Annotated in this window: 15 protein-coding genes and 1 pseudogene; 8 read left to right on the top strand and 8 right to left on the bottom strand. The window is 55.2% G+C overall.

The window, feature by feature from the left end:
• From JW953_01615 to JW953_01625, 3 genes are all read right to left on the bottom strand, one after another.
• Positions 1-530: FAD binding domain-containing protein (locus JW953_01615; protein MBN1991372.1), on the bottom strand; the 530-nt coding region annotated here is incomplete at its 3' end.
• Positions 531-659: 129 nt separating this feature from the next.
• Positions 660-902 (bottom strand): hypothetical protein, encoded by a 243-nt coding sequence (locus tag JW953_01620; protein ID MBN1991373.1) that lies wholly within the window; start codon positions 900-902, stop codon positions 660-662.
• Positions 903-1,084: 182 nt separating this feature from the next.
• Complete coding sequence (locus JW953_01625) at positions 1,085-1,516, bottom strand: hypothetical protein (protein ID MBN1991374.1); 432 nt, start codon at positions 1,514-1,516, stop codon at positions 1,085-1,087.
• Between the two features lie 844 nt (positions 1,517-2,360).
• Between JW953_01625 and JW953_01630 the strand changes: the two genes are divergently transcribed.
• On the top strand, positions 2,361-3,077 hold the full coding sequence (locus JW953_01630) for a LysM peptidoglycan-binding domain-containing protein (protein ID MBN1991375.1): 717 nt from the start codon (positions 2,361-2,363) through the stop codon (positions 3,075-3,077).
• 232 nt (positions 3,078-3,309) lie between these two features.
• A complete protein-coding gene (locus JW953_01635) occupies positions 3,310-4,401 on the top strand; it encodes a magnesium chelatase (protein ID MBN1991376.1) in 1,092 nt (363 codons plus the stop codon).
• A 15-nt stretch (positions 4,402-4,416) separates the two neighbouring features.
• Here JW953_01635 and JW953_01640 read toward each other — a convergent pair whose 3' ends face one another.
• Positions 4,417-4,752 (bottom strand): hypothetical protein, encoded by a 336-nt coding sequence (locus JW953_01640; protein MBN1991377.1) that lies wholly within the window; start codon positions 4,750-4,752, stop codon positions 4,417-4,419.
• A gap of 451 nt (positions 4,753-5,203) precedes the next feature.
• Between JW953_01640 and JW953_01645 the strand changes: the two genes are divergently transcribed.
• The 4 genes and pseudogenes from JW953_01645 (at position 5,204) to JW953_01660 (ending at position 8,881) form a co-directional block, all read left to right on the top strand.
• Positions 5,204-6,190 carry a DMT family transporter gene (locus tag JW953_01645; protein ID MBN1991378.1) on the top strand — a complete coding sequence of 329 codons (987 nt, stop codon included), beginning with the start codon at positions 5,204-5,206 and terminating at the stop codon, positions 6,188-6,190.
• Positions 6,191-6,230: 40 nt separating this feature from the next.
• A pseudogene (locus JW953_01650) lies at positions 6,231-6,416 on the top strand (aldo/keto reductase).
• Positions 6,417-6,515: 99 nt separating this feature from the next.
• Positions 6,516-6,872 (top strand): pentapeptide repeat-containing protein, encoded by a 357-nt coding sequence (locus JW953_01655; GenBank protein ID MBN1991379.1) that lies wholly within the window; start codon positions 6,516-6,518, stop codon positions 6,870-6,872.
• Between the two features lie 35 nt (positions 6,873-6,907).
• Entirely contained in the window at positions 6,908-8,881 is a 1,974-nt protein-coding gene (locus JW953_01660) for a hypothetical protein (protein MBN1991380.1), read from the top strand.
• Between the two features lie 109 nt (positions 8,882-8,990).
• Here JW953_01660 and icd read toward each other — a convergent pair whose 3' ends face one another.
• The 4 genes from icd to JW953_01680 all read right to left on the bottom strand — a co-directional run bounded on the left by icd (position 8,991) and on the right by JW953_01680 (position 16,106).
• Positions 8,991-10,235, bottom strand: coding sequence for an isocitrate dehydrogenase (NADP(+)) (gene icd, locus JW953_01665; protein MBN1991381.1), 1,245 nt, complete (start codon positions 10,233-10,235; stop codon positions 8,991-8,993).
• 148 nt (positions 10,236-10,383) lie between these two features.
• Positions 10,384-11,220 (bottom strand): SDR family oxidoreductase, encoded by an 837-nt coding sequence (locus JW953_01670; protein ID MBN1991382.1) that lies wholly within the window; start codon positions 11,218-11,220, stop codon positions 10,384-10,386.
• Positions 11,221-11,318: 98 nt separating this feature from the next.
• Positions 11,319-13,376 (bottom strand): S8 family serine peptidase, encoded by a 2,058-nt coding sequence (locus tag JW953_01675; GenBank protein MBN1991383.1) that lies wholly within the window; start codon positions 13,374-13,376, stop codon positions 11,319-11,321.
• 30 nt (positions 13,377-13,406) lie between these two features.
• Positions 13,407-16,106 carry an FHA domain-containing protein gene (locus tag JW953_01680; protein MBN1991384.1) on the bottom strand — a complete coding sequence of 900 codons (2,700 nt, stop codon included), beginning with the start codon at positions 16,104-16,106 and terminating at the stop codon, positions 13,407-13,409.
• A 151-nt stretch (positions 16,107-16,257) separates the two neighbouring features.
• On the opposite strand from JW953_01680, the gene JW953_01685 reads away from it, so the two are divergent.
• A complete protein-coding gene (locus JW953_01685) occupies positions 16,258-18,903 on the top strand; it encodes a GAF domain-containing protein (GenBank protein ID MBN1991385.1) in 2,646 nt (881 codons plus the stop codon).
• Positions 18,875-19,516, top strand: a complete 642-nt coding sequence (locus JW953_01690; protein MBN1991386.1) for a response regulator transcription factor — start codon at positions 18,875-18,877, stop codon at positions 19,514-19,516. The genes JW953_01685 and JW953_01690 overlap by 29 nt, the downstream gene beginning before the upstream one ends.
• The last annotated feature ends 1 nt before the right edge of the window (position 19,517 follow it).

Here is a 19,517-nt window from a genome sequence, read left to right on the forward strand (position 1 = left end):
GTGCGGGCCACCCGGTCGCTGGCGGTTTTGCCGATGAGATTAAGGGATACGGCCGTCACCAGCCCGCCGTTCAGGGCCGAGGGGATGTCGCGCAAAAAGTTGGTCAGGCTAATGGTTTTGGTGTAGGTGAGGGATTGCACGGTCAGTTCGGCGTCGCAAACCAGCATGGCGGCCAGCAGTTCGCTCTCCCGGTTGGGGCAGGTCAGCACCCCGCCCACGGTGGCGGCCTGGCGGAGGGTAGGGGGTCCTTCGCGGCGGGCAGCGTCGCGCAGCAGCGCCGGGAGGCGACCATCCTCCACCAAGGTTTGCAGCCGGACCATGGCCCCTACGGTCACGCTTTGGCTGGTGTAGGTCATGTCGGCCAGGCCGGCGGCTTGCAGGTCAACCACCTCTTCCGCCATGTCGGGCCGGTGCGGGGTAAAGTAACTGCCCCCGCCCACCAGCGCGGCGCTAACCCCCGGACGCGCCATTAATTGCAAGGCCTCCTCAACGCTGGCGGGACGGTGGTATGTTTTAAGTTGAGACATCATTGTATCCTTATTTGGTTTGGCTAAAGCGTGGCTTAACTCTTAAATAACGGGCGCGGCATAAACTTGGGCCTTGATCACGGGCAAGGGTGGAGGTGAAATAACATTTGGCGATGAGGCGGTAGGGCCATATTATAGAGCACTTTTGGCGGAGATGGAAATTTGCCCAATGTGCATGTCATTCTCATAAAGGCGGTAGCCGCCCTCCACGGCGTAAGCCAGGGCTTCATCCAGAAGATCATTGCGGGCGGAATGCACTTCCCCCTGTTGCGCCGCCCAACGGCCCCGGGCCAGCAGGGCTTCGATGAGGGCCGGACGGAAGGAGATACCCCGCGCACAAAGGGTGTATCCTTGTTGTTGCTGCCCTCGGCCCAAAGGTTGCCGGGAAGGCCGGATTTCCCGGCGAGAAAAAAATCGGTTCTTTATTGAGGCATAGGCCGAAAAATCCCTGGAATCTCGCTCGAAAACATTATGTCGTAGGGATTTCTCGCTACGCTCGAAATGACACGGAGTCTATGTCAGGCTTTTCAGACAGGCTCTCGTGGGTGGTCGGCTGCCTACTGCTGCGGCCCTTTGTAAAAAATGGGCACAAAAAAGGTCCAGGCCAGCACCAGCAGCGAGCCAAGCCAGGGCACGTAAAAGCCCCAGGCCGCAAAAGGCCCGCCAATGGAGTAAACCCAAATCAAAAAGGCAACGGCCGAAATAATGATGTGCGTCCAATCGGGCGGCAGACTCTCGGCGGGGTCGGCGGTGCCGTAAATGCGAATGACAAACAGGCCCACCAGGCACACTACAAACCACACGGTCAGAACGGTCACCTGTTCGGCGGGGATCAGGCCCATGCCCACAATATACAGGCTGACCACCTCGGCGGGGATCATTTTGAGCAGGCGGTCCAGATAAAAGCTGAAACTGTCGGCGGGCGCTGCCGCTGCCACGGGTTGAGCGCCGCGCGCTTCGGGTCTGCGAATTCTAAAAGGTGCTGTCATTGTATCCTCCTTTGACTATTGTATTTTTTATGGGGTGATTGATGATTGGGGAATTACCTTTGTCTATGATAACCAAAGACGGGGATTGTGTCAATTAATGGACGGGCCGGGGTGTATTTCTATTTTGGGGCGAGCTGTCACTGCGAGCCTTTAGGCGAAGCAGTCTCCTCCCCGGCGTTGGGGATTGCTTCGTCGCTCGCGTTCCTCGCAATGACATGGGCTTGGGACAGACCCGGCGGGCTTTAGCAAATATTCGCGTAGTCAAGTTAGACTATCTCCCCATCCAAACCTCTAAAAGTATCCCGGCAGGGTTGTGTCATTCTATATTCCTATGTAAAATAGAAATAGCTTAACATATATTTGTCTAAACCGCCTCAAAAATCACGCGCAGAGGATCACAACGATGACCCTGGATATCAAAGATGTGCGGGCAGAGATGCCCAACTACGAAACTTACAAGGATTGGGAACGCGACGGCGAAATTTTGGGCCTGGCGGTGCATCATTCGGCAACGGCCGACCGGGCCACCGGCGCGCCCACGGGTGACGCCTACGCTTTTTTCAATTATCACGTTAACGTGTTGGGCTGGGCGCACGGCGGATACAACTACGTTATCCCCGGCGACGGCCACATCCAGTATGCGTTGGATGAAAACGTCAACGCCTATCACGCCGGTTTCAAAGACCCGGACGATTCAGAAGGTTTGGAATACGGCCAGTATTGGAACAATCACTACCTGGCCGTCTGCCTGTCTGGCTGGTTTAGCGATGACCGCACTTACCGGGACGCCGGGGGGCAGACCCAGTCCATCCCCAATAATTACACCACGCCCACCGAGGCGCAAATGGCGTCGTTGCTGCCCCTCATCCAACACCTGCGCCAAAAATATAACATTTCCGTGGAAAACGTGCGGGGACATCGGGAGTTGGCCGGAAACAGCACCACCTGTCCCGGCTTCAATTTTGACCCCGCCGAACTACGCGCCCGCTTGCAAGCGTTGGATGAGGCTGAAATCGAGCCTGAGCCGCCTGAAACCCAGCCGCAGGTCAAACCCGGCGAGCACGTTTTACTCTTGCCCGACGCCGATAAATATTTGGAAGCGGCCCTGGCCTACATCTGGAAATTTCACCCCGATGTCAGCTTTTCGGTGGACGAGGCCAGGGGCCGTTGGAAATACGTCACCGTGGTGGGCAACAAAGCGGAAGTCAGCGACAGCCAACTGGCCCGGCTGCGTAGCGGCGGCGCGGCGTTGGTGCAGCGTATTTCTGGCGACCCGTCCGCCGTGCGGGCGGCCCTGGACGAATTGGTGGCCAAAGAAGTACGTTTTTTGACGGCTGCTCCCGATGAGCCGGGCCAGCCTGGCCCGGAACCGTCGCCGGAAGAACAGTGGCGCACTTACACCATCCAGCCCGGCGACACCCTATCCTTTGTGGCCAAACAGATGTATGGCCAGGCCAATTTATGGCGGATCATTTTTGAGGCCAATCGAGACATTCTCACCGACCCCGGCCGGATACAGCCGGGGCAGGTGTTGAAAATCCCGCCCAAACCGGAGACATAACGAAGTAGCAGAGTAACAGGTAGGGTGACAAAATGGCAAGGGGGCCGGTAGGAACAGGACATTGTTCTATCCCTACCAAAAACATTGATTGAACAACTATACTCTGCTACACTTGTCACTTTGCTACCTTTAAACTATGACCAAACGTAAATCCCAATTACTCGAAATTCTATACTCCAGCGGCCCGGCGGCGGCGGTGCTGCAAGCGGCCAGAAAAGAGTACGACCGGGGTCTGGCCACCGAGTTGCGTTATCCCTTTTTGGCCATTGTGGGCCAAACCGAAATGAAAGTGGCCCTGATTCTGACTCTTATTAACCGGGCCGTTGGCGGCGTGCTGCTGGTGGGGGCGCGGGGTACGGCCAAAACTACGGCCGTGCGCGGCCTGCTGGACTTGATGCCGGTGGTAGAGCGCAGCGCCTGCGAATACGGCTGCGAGCCGGAGGACATCTATCAATATGGCCTGGATGCGGTTTGCAAAGAGTGCGCCCAAAAATTTGGCATGGGCGATCCCTTGACCAGGCCGGAGCCGATGCGTTTGGTGGAGTTGCCGTTGAACGCCCGCCTGGAGGATGTAGTGGGCGGAATCAATGAACGGGTGGCCCTGGAACAAAATCGGGTGGCCGTGGAGCGAGGGATTTTATCGCAGGCCGACCAGAATTTGCTGTATATTGACGAAGTAAATCTGTTGGACGATATCATTGTTGATGCCATTTTGGACGCGGCGGGCCAGGGGGTGTATTCCGTGCGGCGCGGCCCGCTGTCGGCCACGTACCGCTCGCGCCTGACTTTGGTTGGCTCGATGAATCCAGAAGAGGGCAACTTGCGGCCGCAAATTCAGGATCGTTTTGGGCTGCGGGTGCTGGTGCGGGGCATTCAAGACCCGGCGGAGCGGCTAGAAATTTATCGCCGGGCCATGGCTTATGCCAATAAACCTTATAAATTTGTTTTGGATTGGGTTACGGAAACAGAGGCCGCCGCCGCAGACATTATGGAGGCTCGCCAACGGTTGTCCCAGGTGGGCTTTGCCCGGGGCGTGCAAGACGAAGGCTTACGCTGGATTGAGACTTTGAAGATTGACAGCCACCGGGCGGAGATGACGCTTTTTGAGGCCGGCCGGGCCTATGCCGCTATTGACGACCGCCTGGAAGTAACGCTGGATGATTTGCGGGCCGTGGCTCCCCTGGCCCTGCGTCAACGCCAAACCGATTTTGCGGCCAAGTATTTTGCCGACCAGGAGAACGAAGATACTGAAATTCAAAAGGTGATTAATCACACAACCAGGCGCAGCCGAACCAAAACGAAGCCGGAAAAAAACGAAACGTAGCGCCCGGTAACAAAATTAGTGGACCCTGGCGGCGCTGATAAATTTTGGCTCTTGGGGTGAAGCGATCATTCTCCCGGTCCCGTTAATCGCGGCCGGCCTGGGAAAGCGAATGTCCAGCAGTTCGGCCACCGTCAGCAGGGAGCGGGCGCAAGCGCCGGGGATGTACTTCATAATCAAATTCATCTTTTCAATGATCTCGATTTCCGTAATTGGGCCAAAATTTCCGGTTGCATTGACCAACTCCAGGAACTTTTCCAACGTACCCTGATCCACATCGGGAATATTATTGATGGCAAACTCTACGGTGGTTTTGACGTGTAGTTTTTTGTGTGTTATCGTTCCGTTATTCATTGGCTAATTCTCCCACTTTCTACACTTGCTGCTAATATAACGTCTCAATTCCCGCAATGGTTCCTCTTAACATTAATTAATATATCACGCCCTGGGCGGTTTTGTTTGACGAACTTCTGACGAAAGTCTGACCAGACTCTGTCGGCTAACCGTCGTATAGACCCCCAAAAATTGCTTCCCGTCATCGGATTTTTGTGATAGAGTAAAAATGAGGTGGTTTATCAATTTCAAGCCCGGGCTAACAAATTGAGTACTACGGACTGGTTCAGCAGGGCGATGAAACCATTGAAGCCAGAAAAGAGATTTTGATAGAGCAGCGGGATCAGGTTGCAGCCAAGATCGCAGAAATGCGAAAAACTCTCGACCTGCTGAACCACAAGATTAACATGTACGAAAACACTGTTTGGCAAGCAGAGAAAAAAGTAATTCAGGCAGAGGGCTAAGAATAAATATGACCACAACCAACGCCACCCTGCGCGGCGTCGCCTTTCTGGTGCTGGCGATGTTTATCCTTTCACTCCAAAACATCACTGTAAAATTCCTCGGCGGCGAATATCCGGTTCTGGAGATTGTCGTTTTGCGCAGCATAGTCGCCTTACCGGTCGCCCTTATTTTGTTTTGGTTTGAAGGGGGCCGGGGGTTGCCGATAACCAAAAAACCCAGGCTAGAATATGTGCGCGGGACGTTCCTGTTTTTCTCTTACACCACCTTTTTTATGGGCCTCGCGGCGTTGCCCTTGGCTGATATTGAGGCGCTTCGCTTTTCTGCGCCGTTGATGATCACCTTCCTCTCGGTGGTGTGGCTGGGCGAGCGGGTGGGGCCGTGGCGCTGGCTGGCGCTGATGGTTGGTTTTATCGGCGTGCTGCTGATTGTCAGACCAGGCCCGGCAACCTTCAATATGGGGTCGGTTTTCGTTTTGATTGCGATGCTCCTTTATGCCCTGGCAATCATCTTAACCCGCAAACTACAAACCACCGACAGCAGTGCAACGATGGCTTATTACAGCACGCTGGTTTATCTGGCCGCCGCTTTTATTTTTACCCCGCCGGTCATTTTGGTCGGTGATTTTCCAGAGGCGCACCCCAGCGTCGCCTTTCTGTTTCATCCCTGGGCCATGCCAACCCTGCTCGATTGGCTGTTGATGTCGGGGTTGGGTCTGGTTTGGGCGGGTGGGATGTATTTTATCGCCCGTGCTTACAGCCAGGCTCCCGCTTCGGTGGTGGCCCCGTTTGAATATATTTCGCTACCCATCAACATTATGTGGGGCTTTATTCTGTGGAGCGAGATTCCAACGTGGTTAACGCTAATTGGTGCGGCGTTAACCTTGTTCAGCGGGTTGTATGTGTTGTTTAGGGAGCAGAGCCAAAAGCGGGCGCAGAAACCACAGAAAATAGATGCTCTACCCTACGCGCGGGTAGAAGATTTAGAACTCAATTAATAACCCACACGATGGCGACAAGGGGCCGGCTCCCGGGGTTGGCTTGGATAGCCGACCGGAGCAGATCAAGCGAGTTGCCGAGGCATCGCTCAAGCGGCTTCGGGCAGACGCTATTGACCTCTTTTACCAACACCGCCCTGATCCAAATGTGCCCATCGAAGAGGTGGCCGGCGCGGTAAAAGATCTGATTCAGGCAGGCAAGGTCAAACACTTTGGCCTGTCTGAATTCAACTTTGGTTCTGGCTTGTTCAGGTTAGGTATTGGCAAAGATTAATGTTGCCGGAAGCAGAATCGGTAGCGTAAAATAGGATTATTAAAGCAAAAAATGTCTGCTGCAGAAATTATCAGCCGGTATCAGGCCGGCGAGCGCGATTTTCAAGAAGCTGACCTCAGTGGCGCTGATTTAAGCGAGGTTGACTTGAGTGAGGCCAACCTGAGTGTGGCCAATTTAAGCCGGGCTAATCTGAGCCGGGCCAATTTGAGCCAGGCCAACTTGAGCGGAGCCATTTTGAAAGGAGCTAACCTGAGTGGAACCAACCTGAACGGGGCCGACTTGAGTTGGGCCAACTTAAGCCGGGCCAACCTGTCCGGCGCCGATTTGAGCGGGGCCAATCTGCACATGGCCATCGTCATCGGCACGCGCTTTAAAAATACAATCATGCCGGACGGTACAAAAAGATGAAAGAGAATTTGTCGGTAACAGAAAGGGAACCAAAAATGAAAAAAAAGTATCTTGGTTTGCTGTTAAGTATGCTTGTGATTTTTAGCGTGTTTTTGGCCTGCGGCGACGAAGAGGCAGCAGAGCCGTCAACGGTTGAGCCGCCCGGTGTAGAAGCGGCGGCTGATGAGGAGCCGGAGGTTGAAGCCCCCCTGGCCGAAGCGCCAACCCAGGCTCCGGTTGAACCCACAGAGGTGAAGGGTGAGGCCGACAGCAGTATGATCCCTGAAGAGTGTTTGGCAGATGAAGATGCTTTGCAGGCATGTTGGGATAATGGTTTGATACCCCCGGAGTGTGTGGATGATGAAGGTTATCTCCTGGATGAATGTCTGGCACCAGGTCAAACCGCAGGCGGTGGCGCTGCACCTCCCGCCAGTAGCGATGACCTTGGCGCTGAAGCAGCCGATAGTGGGTTTCGGCCTGAGGTTAATGGTTTTAGTTTTGAAAACTACGGCGCTGAAGCCGAAGCCAGCAACATGACCCCGGCTGAAATGCAGCGAATGTTTGGCGAGCAGGTGTGCGCCAATATGGCCAACGGTTGCACCCTCACCCCGCCGGCCAGGCAGTGGCTGGAACAGGTAAATGAGTCGATGAGTGAAGGGCACTGTGAAGGCATGGCCGTGCTCAGCGATCTCATGTATTTTGGCCAGGTTAATCCGGCCGATTTTGGCAGCAGCGTGGCCCATGATCTGGAACTTGTTGGTAACGAACCGCTCCAGCGCGAGATTGCCTACTGGTTTGTCACTCAGGCCACTTATCCCGGCGGCTTTATGAACCGGGTGAATGAATCACCCAGCGCGGTGCTGGATACATTGATCGAGGCCTTCAGTCAAGGCCAAAATGCGGCCGAATGGTGGGTCATGGGCATCTACAAGCCAGACTTTTCCGGCGGCCATGCCATCACGCCCTTTGCTGTCGAGGACCAGGGCAACGGCCTCTTCCACATTTACGTCTACGATAATAACTATCCCGACCAGGCCAGAATTGTGCAGGTTGACCGTCAGGCCAATACCTGGGCGTACGAGGCTTCCATCAATCCCGGCGTAGAGGCCGATTTGTACGAAGGCGACGCTGAAACCCAATCGTTGGAGGTGGTGGCCATTTCCCCGCGTTTGCAGCCCCAGGAAGCCAACTTTGAGACAGCCTTTGTCCTTGAGCAGCGTCCCGTTGGCCTGGCCGCGCCGCTGCTGGGTCAACAATATGCGGAGGTTTGGCTTGACGGCGACACCAACCTGTTGATTACGGATGAACAGGGCCGCCGCATCGGCTGGGTGAGCGACACGGAATTTGTGAACGAAATCCCCGGCGCCCAAACCACCAATTTTAAGTATGCGGTGGATGTTTGGGAGGTGGACCAGGAACCGGTCTACCTGCTGCCCCTGGAACTTGACTTTTTTACCATTACGGTTGACGGCAGCCACCTTACCGAAGCAGGCGCGGCCGAGGTGACCATAATTGGGCCGGGGTATGACCTGGTGGTAGAAGATCTCTGGCTTGACCCCGGCGAAAAAGACGAGATTGACGTGACCACCCTGGATAAAGGCGTATATGCCTTGAGCTACCGCACCGAATATTCGGAATCGCCCGATATATGGATTGGCCTGGAAACCGATGAGGCCGATTATGAGTTTGTGGTCAGAGGAGCCGATATTGAGCCAGGCGGAGAATTTCATGTGGCCCTGGATTTCCCGGTGGGTGATTTCATTCTCAATACCACCGGCAATCAAGAATACGGCACGTATGAATTGCTGGTGCTCCGCATTGACGACGAGGGCGAGTATGTTTTTGGTCACGACGACATTACCATGGAACCCGACGATACCATGTATGTGAACTTTCTGGAATGGGCCGGCGAGGATAGCGTGATGTATCTGGATTTTGACTATGGCAGCGACGGCTCGATTGACGAGACCATTGAATTGGAAGACGAAGAAGATTTTTATGAAGACTTTTATGAGGATTGGGAAGAGTAAGAGGGGAGACGGCCTGGCCTGACAGGTGGTTGGCATTGCCGACGAATGACGAAGGAGAACGATCAATTTTTGTCGTTGGTCCTTTGTCGTTCGTCGGTGTTTTTACGTTCTACAAATTTTGGATCACCGCGCTGGCAAACTGACTGGTTTTGACCTCGGTGGCGCCGTCCATCTGGCGGGCAAAATCATAAGTGACAATTTTTTGGGCGATGGTTTTTTCATACGCCCGGCGAATCAAATCCGCCGCTTCACGCCAGCCGATGTATTCCAGCATCATCACCCCGGAGAAAAGCAGGCTACCGGGATTGACTTTATCCTGCCCGGCATATTTGGGCGCGGTGCCGTGCGTGGCCTCAAACAGGGCAATGTGATCGGCAATGTTGGCGCCCGGCGCAATGCCCAACCCACCCACCTGGGCGGCCAGGGCGTCGCTCAGGTAGTCGCCGTTAAGATTGGGCGCGGCCAGCACGTCAAACTCTTTGGGGCGCAGTAAAACTTGTTGAAAAATGATGTCGGCGATACGGTCTTTAATGACTACTTTATCGGCAGGCTGCCGGCCGTTATATTTGGCCCACAGCTCATCTTCGGTGAGGATGGCGTGGCCAAACTCCGCTTGGGCTACCTCGTAGCCCCATTTACGAAACGCGCCTTCGGTGTATTTTTGAATATTGCCCTTATGCACCAGGGTAACGCTGCGGTAACCGTAATCCAGGGCGTATTGGATGGCCTTGCGCACCAGGCGTTTGGTGCCAAAGGCGCTGATGGGTTTGATGCCAATTCCCGCTCCCTCAAAAAAGGTAGCCCCCATTTCCTCGCGTAAGAATTTGGCCACTTTTTCATTTTCCGGGGTGCCGCTCTCGTACTCGATGCCGGCGTAAACATCCTCCGTATTTTCGCGGAAGATAACCATATTCACCTCTTCCGGATGCTTCATAGGGCTGGGCATGCCCTGGTACCAGCGCACCGGACGCACGCAGGCGTACAGATCAAGCACTTGCCGCAAAGTAACATTCAAACTGCGAAAGCCGCCGCCCACGGGCGTGGTCAGCGGTCCCTTGATGCCCACAATGAATTCGCGCAGGGCGTCAAACGTTTCTGCCGGCATATAATTGTCGGCATATTGCCGGGCGGCCTTTTCCCCGGCGTAAATCTCTACCCAGGCGATTTTACGCTGGCCGCCGTAAGCCGCCTGCACGGCGGCGTCCCAAATACGCTTGCTGGCTGCGGTAATATCGGGGCCAATGCCGTCGCCTTCAATAAAGGCCAAAATCGGGTGGTCGGGCACGGTTAGTTTGTCGCCGGAAATGGTTATTTTCTGGCCGTCTGGGGGAACAATGATTTTGTTATAAGCCATAGGGATGCTCCTGAAAGTGCCTGGGGCCTGTTGACATTTCGGGTTATGCCATTATTACCGGAGATTCCTCGTCGCTTTGCTCCTCGGAATGACGCTTTTGGATAAATGTCAACAGAGCCTAAATTTTTTAGGTTTGACTACCGCCCGTTCAGCCGTCAGATGTTTTCCGGAGCCGGCACCGGGGTGATGGGGCCAGGTCCGCGGCAATCTGTTTTTGGAAGGCGGCGTCCATGGCAAAAAGCTGGCCGTTGGCGTGGCCGGCAAAACGGCTGGCCAACCACAATATAGCCTGGGCCGTTTCAGCAGGTGAACGCAGTTGGCCCTGCTCGTAGAGCGATTGAAACCGGCGGGTATCGGGGAAAAATTTAGTTGGCGTTTCCCGCATATCGGCCTGCATTTGGGTGTCAACCGGGCCGGTTCTGAAGGTGGTGACTACCAGACCGCTACCCTCAACTTCGGCGGCCAGGGTGCCGCTAAATCGCTCCAGGGCGGCCTTGCTGGCGTTGTAGGCGCTGGTGCCCACCATATTGATGTCTGCCACCGCTGAAGAGACATTGATAATGCGGCCGCTGCCGCGCTCAAGCATGTGGGGCAGCACGGCCCGGGCGCAAAAATAAGGGCCAAGCACGTTGGTGGCGATCAGTTTTTGCCAGGCCAGCGGGGAGGTTTCCCACACTTTGCCGATGGGATGAAGCAAGGCAGCGTTGTTGATCAAAATATCAACCTGACCAAAGGCCCGCATGGTTAGCACCAGTAAGTGGTCAACTTCAACCAGGTCGCTAATATCTGTGGGAATAGCCAGGGCTTGGCCGCCGCCGTTGTATTTGATTTCGTCGGCAACGCTGGTCAACTCGTCGTTGGAGCGAGCGACCAGCACCACCGCTGCCCCGGCTTGAGCAAAGGCCAGGGCCGTGGCCCGGCCAATCCCACGCCCCGCGCCGGTAATGATGGCGATTTGATTTTTAAGTAGATGGGCATGACTCATGACAAACTTATTCTCCTCTTTGTTTACACAAAGAGTAAATTATACTAAAACAAATTAGAAAATAGAAATTAGCTGGTATGTTTTGCTAAGGATAGAGATTATTTGCGCCGCATCATCACCAGGCCGACAACGATCACAAGGAACAGTAGAGCGGCCAGGCAGGTCATGCATAACCCTAACATCACCAGAATGCCGATCAGGTCGCCCTCTTCCTGGGGTGGGACGCCGGGTTGACCGGCCTCGCCGCCAACTTCAGCCTGGCCGGGCAGGCCAACGGCCGGTTGGGGCGGGCGGGGAGTGGATGTGGGTTGTAATTCTTCTTTTGCCGGCGGCGGCAGTGGCGTTTCCAGCGGAGCGGCGGCCGTATCAGGCAACTCACCCATGTTGAGACGGCCAAAGCCAAAGGCGTTGTCTGGGCCGGAGGGGCCTAAATCAATGGCCCGGTCTTGCAAAAAAGCGCCCAGTTCATTGGGGGTAAGATTGGGGAAGGCTTGCAAAACCAGGGCGGCTGCGCCGGATACGTGGGGCGCGGCGGCCGAGGTGCCGTCAAAGGCTTCGGGCGCGTAAGAGGCGCTGTCAACTACCGATGGCGCGGACAAATCGGGCTTGATGCGGCCATCGGCGGTGGGGCCTTGCGAACTGTAATATTCTAACACGTCATCGGCCCAGTTGACCGCGCCTACGGCAAACGCGCCCCGGGCGTCAGCCGGGTTGCCCAGGCTGTGCTCGGCCACTGCGTAATCGGGATGCATTAAGCCGCCGTGAATGAACAAGTCAAAGGTGGCGTCGCCCCTGGCCTGGCCCTCGTAATTTTGGATGGCCAGCAGGTAAACTTCGTTGTCGTCGAATTCATAGATGAATCCTTCCAGGGGCAACTGGCCCGCTTGCCCTTCTTGCGGCTCTTCCGACTTTCCTAGCAGTTCGCCGTCTTTGTCCAGCAGAATTAACTCATAATCCTGGTCAACGGCCTGCCAATCATCCCAACTGAGGATGATTTCAGTTTGCCAGCCCGGCCCGGCCGGGATAAAGGGCAGCACCACGGTCTCGGGGGAAAATTCGTGAATGGTATCGCCGTCGCTATCGGTGAATTGGCCGCGCCAGTGAACGTCGGCCTCATTGCCGGCGGCGTTGACCCAAAAAATGCCCTCGTTGTAGGCCCAATCAACCAGCTCGGCGGCAAAGCCGGTGCCGTCCATGGGGGTCAGGCCATTGCTGCCGGTAGAGTTGGAGATGATGTCTACGTTTTGGCTAATCAACCACTCCACGGCCTGGCCCATGGCCACATCGGTGCCGTCGTAGTAAGCCAGAACGAGTTCGGCTTCTGGGGCCATTTCGTGGACAACTTCAGCGCAGGCCGTGCCATGCACTTCTTGGGTGAACATTGTTTCATCCCCAAACGTGGCCACGGTCACGTTTTCCGGCAATTCTGTGCCCAGCAAATCCTGATAGCCGCCAAAGCCCAAATCTAACACACCCACCTTGACTCCTTTACCAGTGAACCCCTGCGCTTGCCACCGGTCGGCCGTAGTTTTGTCAACTCCCTGGCCTTGGATGCGGCCCTCTTGCATTGGCTTGGCCTTTTGGGGCACTTCCAGGCGGATAACGTGTTCCAGGTTAGAGATGCGCTGAACGATTAATTCCGGTTCCTCGGCTTGGGCCTGTTCTTCAATCAGAGAAACCGGAATGGCGATATTGATTTTGTTGGCAAAGCTGCCTTTGACGATGACCCCTTCGGCTTCCAACTCGGCTATCAAGGGCGCGGTGTCTTCGGTGTCCAGCACCAGGGTCATTTCAATTTCATTGTTGTTGTTGAGAATGCCCCGCTGGCGAGCCAGGGCCACGGCTGTTTCCTGGCCGCCCTGCTGGTAGGCCAGGTAAAAATCTTTGTAAACCGAGCCTAACTTGGGGTCCAGCAGCAAGTCGGCCAATTCGGGATACTCCGCCCGCACCTTTTCGGCGGCTTCTTCCCAGGTGGGAATATCTTGGGGGTCAATATTGATTTTGGGAATGGGCGGCACGGTGGCGGCAGGCGTCGGGGCTGTGCCCAGGCCGGGAATGGCGCCTCCTTGCGATAGGGCGTAGGCTAACACGCCCACCCCCACCAACAATAGAACGATGGCGGCTACGGCAATGATGGTTATGTGTTGACGTTTCATGGGTGGCGTTTCCTTTCTTGGTTTAGTTTGTTAAATTTCGTCTTTGCGCCCAATCAACCATATTGCCAGGCCGCTCCACAGCACGGTATGGACAATCAGGAAAATCCAGCGAGAGAGCAGAGCCAGGCCATTGTGGGCGTAATTCACGTAAAAATTCATCGTGGTCGGCGCATCCTCCACTACTTTTTGCACGCCCCGGCCAATGTCTATCTCACGCTCAACGCGCACCTGGCCCAGATTGTTGAGGGCGTCCATGTTAGTACTGGCGCCCAGGGCTTCCAGGGACCAGCGGGTGATGGTGAGGTAGGAGAGAGGCTGGGTAAAGGGAGAAAGCTCAAAGATAGCGCCGGAGAAAACGATTTGGATAAAGAGAACGATCAGAATGAGATAAATGACCGTATTGCGCGAGGTAGCCAGGGCCGAGATGAACAGGCCCAGGGCCACGCTGGCCAGGGCGGTGAAGACCAGGGTAAAGTAATATTCCAGCGGCGACCAGAGAATAGCGCCGCCGCCGGGAAAATCTATGCCCAGGGCCAGCACTATCAGCAGCAAAAGGCATTGGAGCAGCATAAATGCGCCTAACACCACAAACTTGGAGGCATAATAGGGAAAGATTCTAAGGTTAATCATGCGTTCGCGGCGGTAGATAGCCTCTTCTTTGATGATTTCGTAGGCTGCGGCAAACACGCCCAGGAGATTGGCGGAAAGAGCCATCATAAACAGTAGAGTTTGGGCTTTGTTGACAATAGTGTAAGCGCCTTCAGCGTCCAAAATAGCCGCAATTTCCTCAACCGTATTGCCTACCAGGGCGGCCCCATCGCTAATGAGGAGCAGAAAAATGCCGATGATGGGCATAATGGCCAGCAGCACCCACAGGCTGATTTTATCGTGCCGGATGAGGTCCAGGTAGCGTTGGGCCAGCACGCCAAATTGTTTGATTTGGGAAATGAACGTGGCTTCGGCGGCCCCGGCAGTGGCGGTGAGGGGACGGGCCATCTCGCCGGTTTGCCGGTTGGCAATGTAGGTCTGGTAGGTAGGCGTCTGGCGGTAATGGGCAGCCCAGAGGGGACCGGCCAGGATGGAGCGCGTCTCGCCATCTGTCGGGCCGGGCGGTTGGGGGGTGTCCACATGGTGGGTACTCACAAAGTGGTCGTACTCGGTTTTAATTTGGGCAGGTACGGTGGGGTCGCTATTTAAGGTAAAAGTTTGAGATAGGCGGGTATAAATGTCGGAAAAATCTTTTACGTTGAAAAAGGCGATGGCCTGGTCGGGCGGGCCAAAGTAAGTCAGTTCGCCGCCGCGAGCCATAAAGGCCACCTGGTCGCAGTTGTTGGTGATATTGACCGTGGCGTGCGTGACCAGAACAATGGTGCGGCCCTCGTCGGCCAGTTGGCGCAGGGTGTCCATCATCAATTTTTCCAAACCGGGGTCCAGGCCGGACGTAGGCTCATCCAGGAAGAATATCCAGGGTTCGGCCAGCAATTCGGCGGCAATGCTCACGCGCTTGCGCTGCCCGCCGCTGAGATTGCGCACCAGGCTGTGGGCCTGGGCGGTCAAACCCACCTTGGCCAATACCTCCGTGATCCGTTCTTCAATTTCCGGCGGGCTGGCGTCGGGAAGGCGGAGGCTGGCGGCGTAAAAGAGAGCGTTATGCACTGCCAGGCCCTCGTGAATAATGTCGTCCTGGGGCACATACCCCATCATATTGCGGTACAGGTTGAAATTTTCGTACAGGTTATCGCCGTTGACCAGCACCGTGCCGGAGGTGGCCGGACTGAGACCGCTCAAGGCCTTCATCAAGGTGCTTTTGCCCGTGCCGCTGCCGCCTACCAGGGCCACAAATTCACGGGGATTGATGACCAGGTTAAGATTACGCAGCACGGTGATGGCTTTGTTTTTATTCTGCCGGCCCAGCAGATTGGCGGCGTAAAAGGTTTTTTCCAGGTCAACGGCTTCAAGCCGGAAATTGCGCTCGGCCGAGAAGGGCGCAAAAACGCCCTGGTCGCGGTAAACCAGGTTAAAGGGGCCAATTTGCACTACGTCGCCCCGTTCCAGCACTCGCTCCTGGCGGAGTTGCGACCCGTTCAAAAATGTGCCGTTGTTGCTGCTCAAATCCTGAATGGTGTAGCGCTGTTCGTCTCTTTTGACGACCTTGGCGTGATACCAGCTTACCGCCGGGTGATCCAGGGTAATGGCCGCGTCTGGATTGCGGCCAATGTAAGAAATGTCGGCGGCCAGTTGAAACACCTGGGTAATGTCAACGGCTTCAACGTCGGCAAAGAGGGAGGGGGCCACGTAAGTTAAACTGGCCGAGTTGCCCATGCCGTCGCTGAAACGGATAATGTTGTTGTTGGTTAGCAGATGAGGTTTGCCTGGCGTAAGACGTTTCCCATTGACATACGTGCCGTTGGTGCTGTGCAAATCGGTAATAGTGTGGCCCTTGCGGGTCAACTCAATTTGGGCATGTTCGCCGGAAACAATGGGCGAAAGCACCTGGATCATGTTTGAGCGGCGGCGGCCCAGGGTGGTTATGGCTTTGGAGAGAAATTCCTCGCGCGACTCTTCGCCGGGAAGATGCACAATGATTTTGGCCAGGGAGCCGCCGTGAACAGTGGCTACGGTCTGGCCGCCGTCTCCTCTAAGGGGCGCGCCGCAATTGGTGCAAAAGGCGGCGTCGGGCCGGGCGAGTCGTTTGCCGCAGTGGGGGCAGTTATGGCTTGGGTTGGTCATCTTATCACCTGCCGGGCTTAAAGGATTTCAAGATTTTGCGGGGATGAACTCTATTGTATCATCAAGTTGGGAAATCAGTCAATAGCTTTTTGTTAGCAATCTGCTATAATGTTTGCAGAAATGTTTGCAGAAATGTTTGCAGATAAAAACAATGAGCCATAAGCAAAAAACCAAAGCCCAATTGGTGGATGAATTGGCCCAAATGCGCCGGCAGATGTTGGAATTGGAGGCGTTGAGCCGGGCCGGCGCTATTTTGGGCAGCTCGTTGAATTATGCGGCGGTGCTCGATTGCATTTTGGAGCAAATGGGCCGGGTGGTGTCTCACGACGCCGCGTGTATTATGCTGGTTGAGGGCGAGATTGCCCGGATTTTTCGCTGGCAGGGGTATGCCGGGTTTGGGTCCCAGAACTTTTTTGCCCGGTTCACCTTTAAGATTGCCGACACGCCATGTTTGCGTATGGCCCGCAATAGCGGACAGCCGTCAATTATTTCCATCGCCGAGAATGAGCCTTCGTCTATTTATGGACTGGAACAGACCTGGATTAAGTCGCACCTGACTGCGCCGATTTCTTTTAGGGAACGTCTGGTTGGTTTTTTGAACGTTGACAGCGCCACGCCGGATTGTTTTAATCAGGCCGACGGGGAACGCCTGCAAACCTTTGCCACGGCTGCGGCCAACGCCTTAAAAAATGCCGAATTATATGATCGCGCCCGGCAAGAGATTGTGGATCGCGTGGCGGCCCTGAAGAAAGAGCGTAACTTTGTGGCTGCGGTGTTGGAGACCGCCGGGGCCTTGGTGATGGTGCTCAATTCTCAGGGGCGGATCCTGCGTTTTAATCGCGCCTGCGAGCAAACCACCGGCTATTCGTTGGACGAAGTGCGCGGTAAATACTTTTGGGATTTGTTTGTTACTTCAAATCAAGTAGAGTCGGTTAAGGCAATTTTTAGGGCCTTGCGGGCCGGCCAGCGCCAGAACAAATACGAGGGCCGTTGGTGGACCAAAGATCGGCGCGAGCGTCTCATCGCCTGGTCGAATACGGTTTTGCTGGATAACCGGGGCGTGGTGGAGTATATCATTAGCACCGGCATTGACATCACCGAGCGTAGACAATTGGAAGAACGGCTGGAGGCCATTCACTACATGGGGCGGGAGTTGAATCTGCTCCACGACGAGGTGGCCATTTTAAAAATGACCCTGGAAACGGCCGCCTTTTTACTTCGTTTTAGAAGCGCGGGGTATGGGCTGGTGGATGAAGCCACCGGCCAACTCAACTATTATTACTATCCGGTTCGCGGCGCATCGAAAAAACTTGAAGTGGGTTTGCCGCTGGACACAGGCAATCGTATTGATGAGTTGGCGTCTCGTTATGAGCAGATCATTAGCGCGGCGGCCGATCCAGAAGAAACGCTGCCCGTGCTGGCTTTAGCAGAGCAGGCCGGTTCGTGGTTGAGTGTGCCCATGAAAGTGAGCGACCGGGTGATTGGGGTGTTGGATGTGGAAATTCAGCAGCCTGACCAGTTTTCGGTGACGGACCACCAACTTTTGCAAACCCTGGCCGATCAAACCGCCGTGGCCATTGAAAATGCCCGCCTGCATTATGAAGCGCAAAAGCAGGTTGACGAGTTGGCCACCATGAGCATGGTGAGCCAAACAATCACCTCAACGCTGGATTTGGAAGGAACGTTGACCGGTATTGCCAATCACACGGTCCGGTTGCTGGAGGCGATGGCGGCCTCGGTTGTGTTTCAGGATGAGGAGAGAGGCGATTTGTGGTTCTATACCGCTTCCGGTCAGGCCTCTGATGTTGTCAGAGGGATGCGCCTTTCGGCCGGAAAGGGAATAGTGGGTTGGGTGATTGAACATGGTGAACCGGCGCTGGTGCCGGACGTAACGCAAGACCCTCGTTTTTTTGGCGACTTTGACCAACAAACCGGCTTTACCACGCGCTCAATTATTTGCGTTCCTTTACAAACCGGTGAGCAGACGATTGGCGCGATTGAGGTGATGAATAAACAAATCGGCTCTTTTAGCCAAAAAGACCTGCGCTTGTTGAGTTGGTTGGCTACGCCGGCGGCCATTGCTATTCAAAATGCCCGTTTATTTCAACAGGTTCAGATTGGACACCAGCGTTTGCAATCCCTTTCGCGGCGATTGGTGGAGGTGCAGGAAACTGAACGCCACCATATTGCCCGCGAATTGCACGATGAAGCGGGGCAGGCTTTGACTTCGCTCATGGTGGGTTTGCGTTTGTTAGAACGGGAGGCAAATTCTTCTCAAACTGTGGTTGCCCAGGTGGCCGAATTGAAGCGAACGACCAATGACATCCTGGAAAACCTGCACCGGCTGGCCATCAACTTGCGCCCGGCCAGCCTGGATCACCTGGGCCTGGTAGCGGCGTTGCGCCAATATATTAAAAACTTTGACCAGCAGCACGATAATTTGACGGTGCAATTTGAAATGATTGGACTTGGCGACGGGCGCTTGCCGCCGGCGGTAGAAACCAACCTGTATCGTATTGTGCAAGAAGCCTTGACCAATGTGGTGAGACATGCTCAAGCCACGCGGATTGCCGTGCTCCTGGAGCGACGGGGGGATCAAATGTTGACCATTGTTGAGGATAACGGCGTTGGTTTTGACCCCCAGGCGGCGGAACAAAATAGCCGGCTGGGGCTGTTAGGCATGCGCGAACGAGCGGAAATGTTGGGGGGGACGTTGGTGATAGAGAGCACGATTGGCACTGGCACAACAATTTATGTGGAGGTTCCTTATGTCCATACCCATTCTGATAGCCGATGACCACGGCGTATTGCGGGCCGGCCTGCGCGCCCTGCTCAGCGAAGAAGCAGACCTGGAGGTAGTGGGGGAGGCCGCCGGGGGGCAAGAGGCTTTGCGTTTGGCCGGTGAACTCAGCCCGGAAGTTATTTTGTTAGATGTGAGCATGCCAGACCTGGGAGGGATTGAAGTGACCAGGCAGTTGAAGGAAATATTGCCCGAAGCGCGGGTGCTCATTCTAACCGTGCATGAGGATGAGAGTATGTTGCAGGAGGCTATTCAGGCCGGAGCATCGGGTTATATTGTTAAACGGGCGGTTGAATCTGAACTCATTGACGCCATCCGCGCCGTGGCCCGGGGCGACCTGTATGTTCATCCGGCCATGACCCGGGCCTTGTTGAAAGAAGTTTCGCCTGCGGCCACGTCCCGTCATTCCCCGGTTGAGTCGCCTACCCCCCGCGAGATTGACGTGTTGCGTTATATTGCCCAGGGCTATACCAACCGCCAAACGGCTGAAACCTTGAATCTCAGCGTGCGGACGGTTGAGAGCCATCGGGCCAATCTCATGAGCAAATTAGGCTTAAAAAGCCGGGTTGAGTTGGTGCGCTACGCCAGGGAGAATGGTTACATTGAGTAGC

It is taken from the genome of Anaerolineae bacterium (genome assembly GCA_016931895.1).
GTDB lineage: Bacteria > Chloroflexota > Anaerolineae > 4572-78 > J111 > JAFGNV01.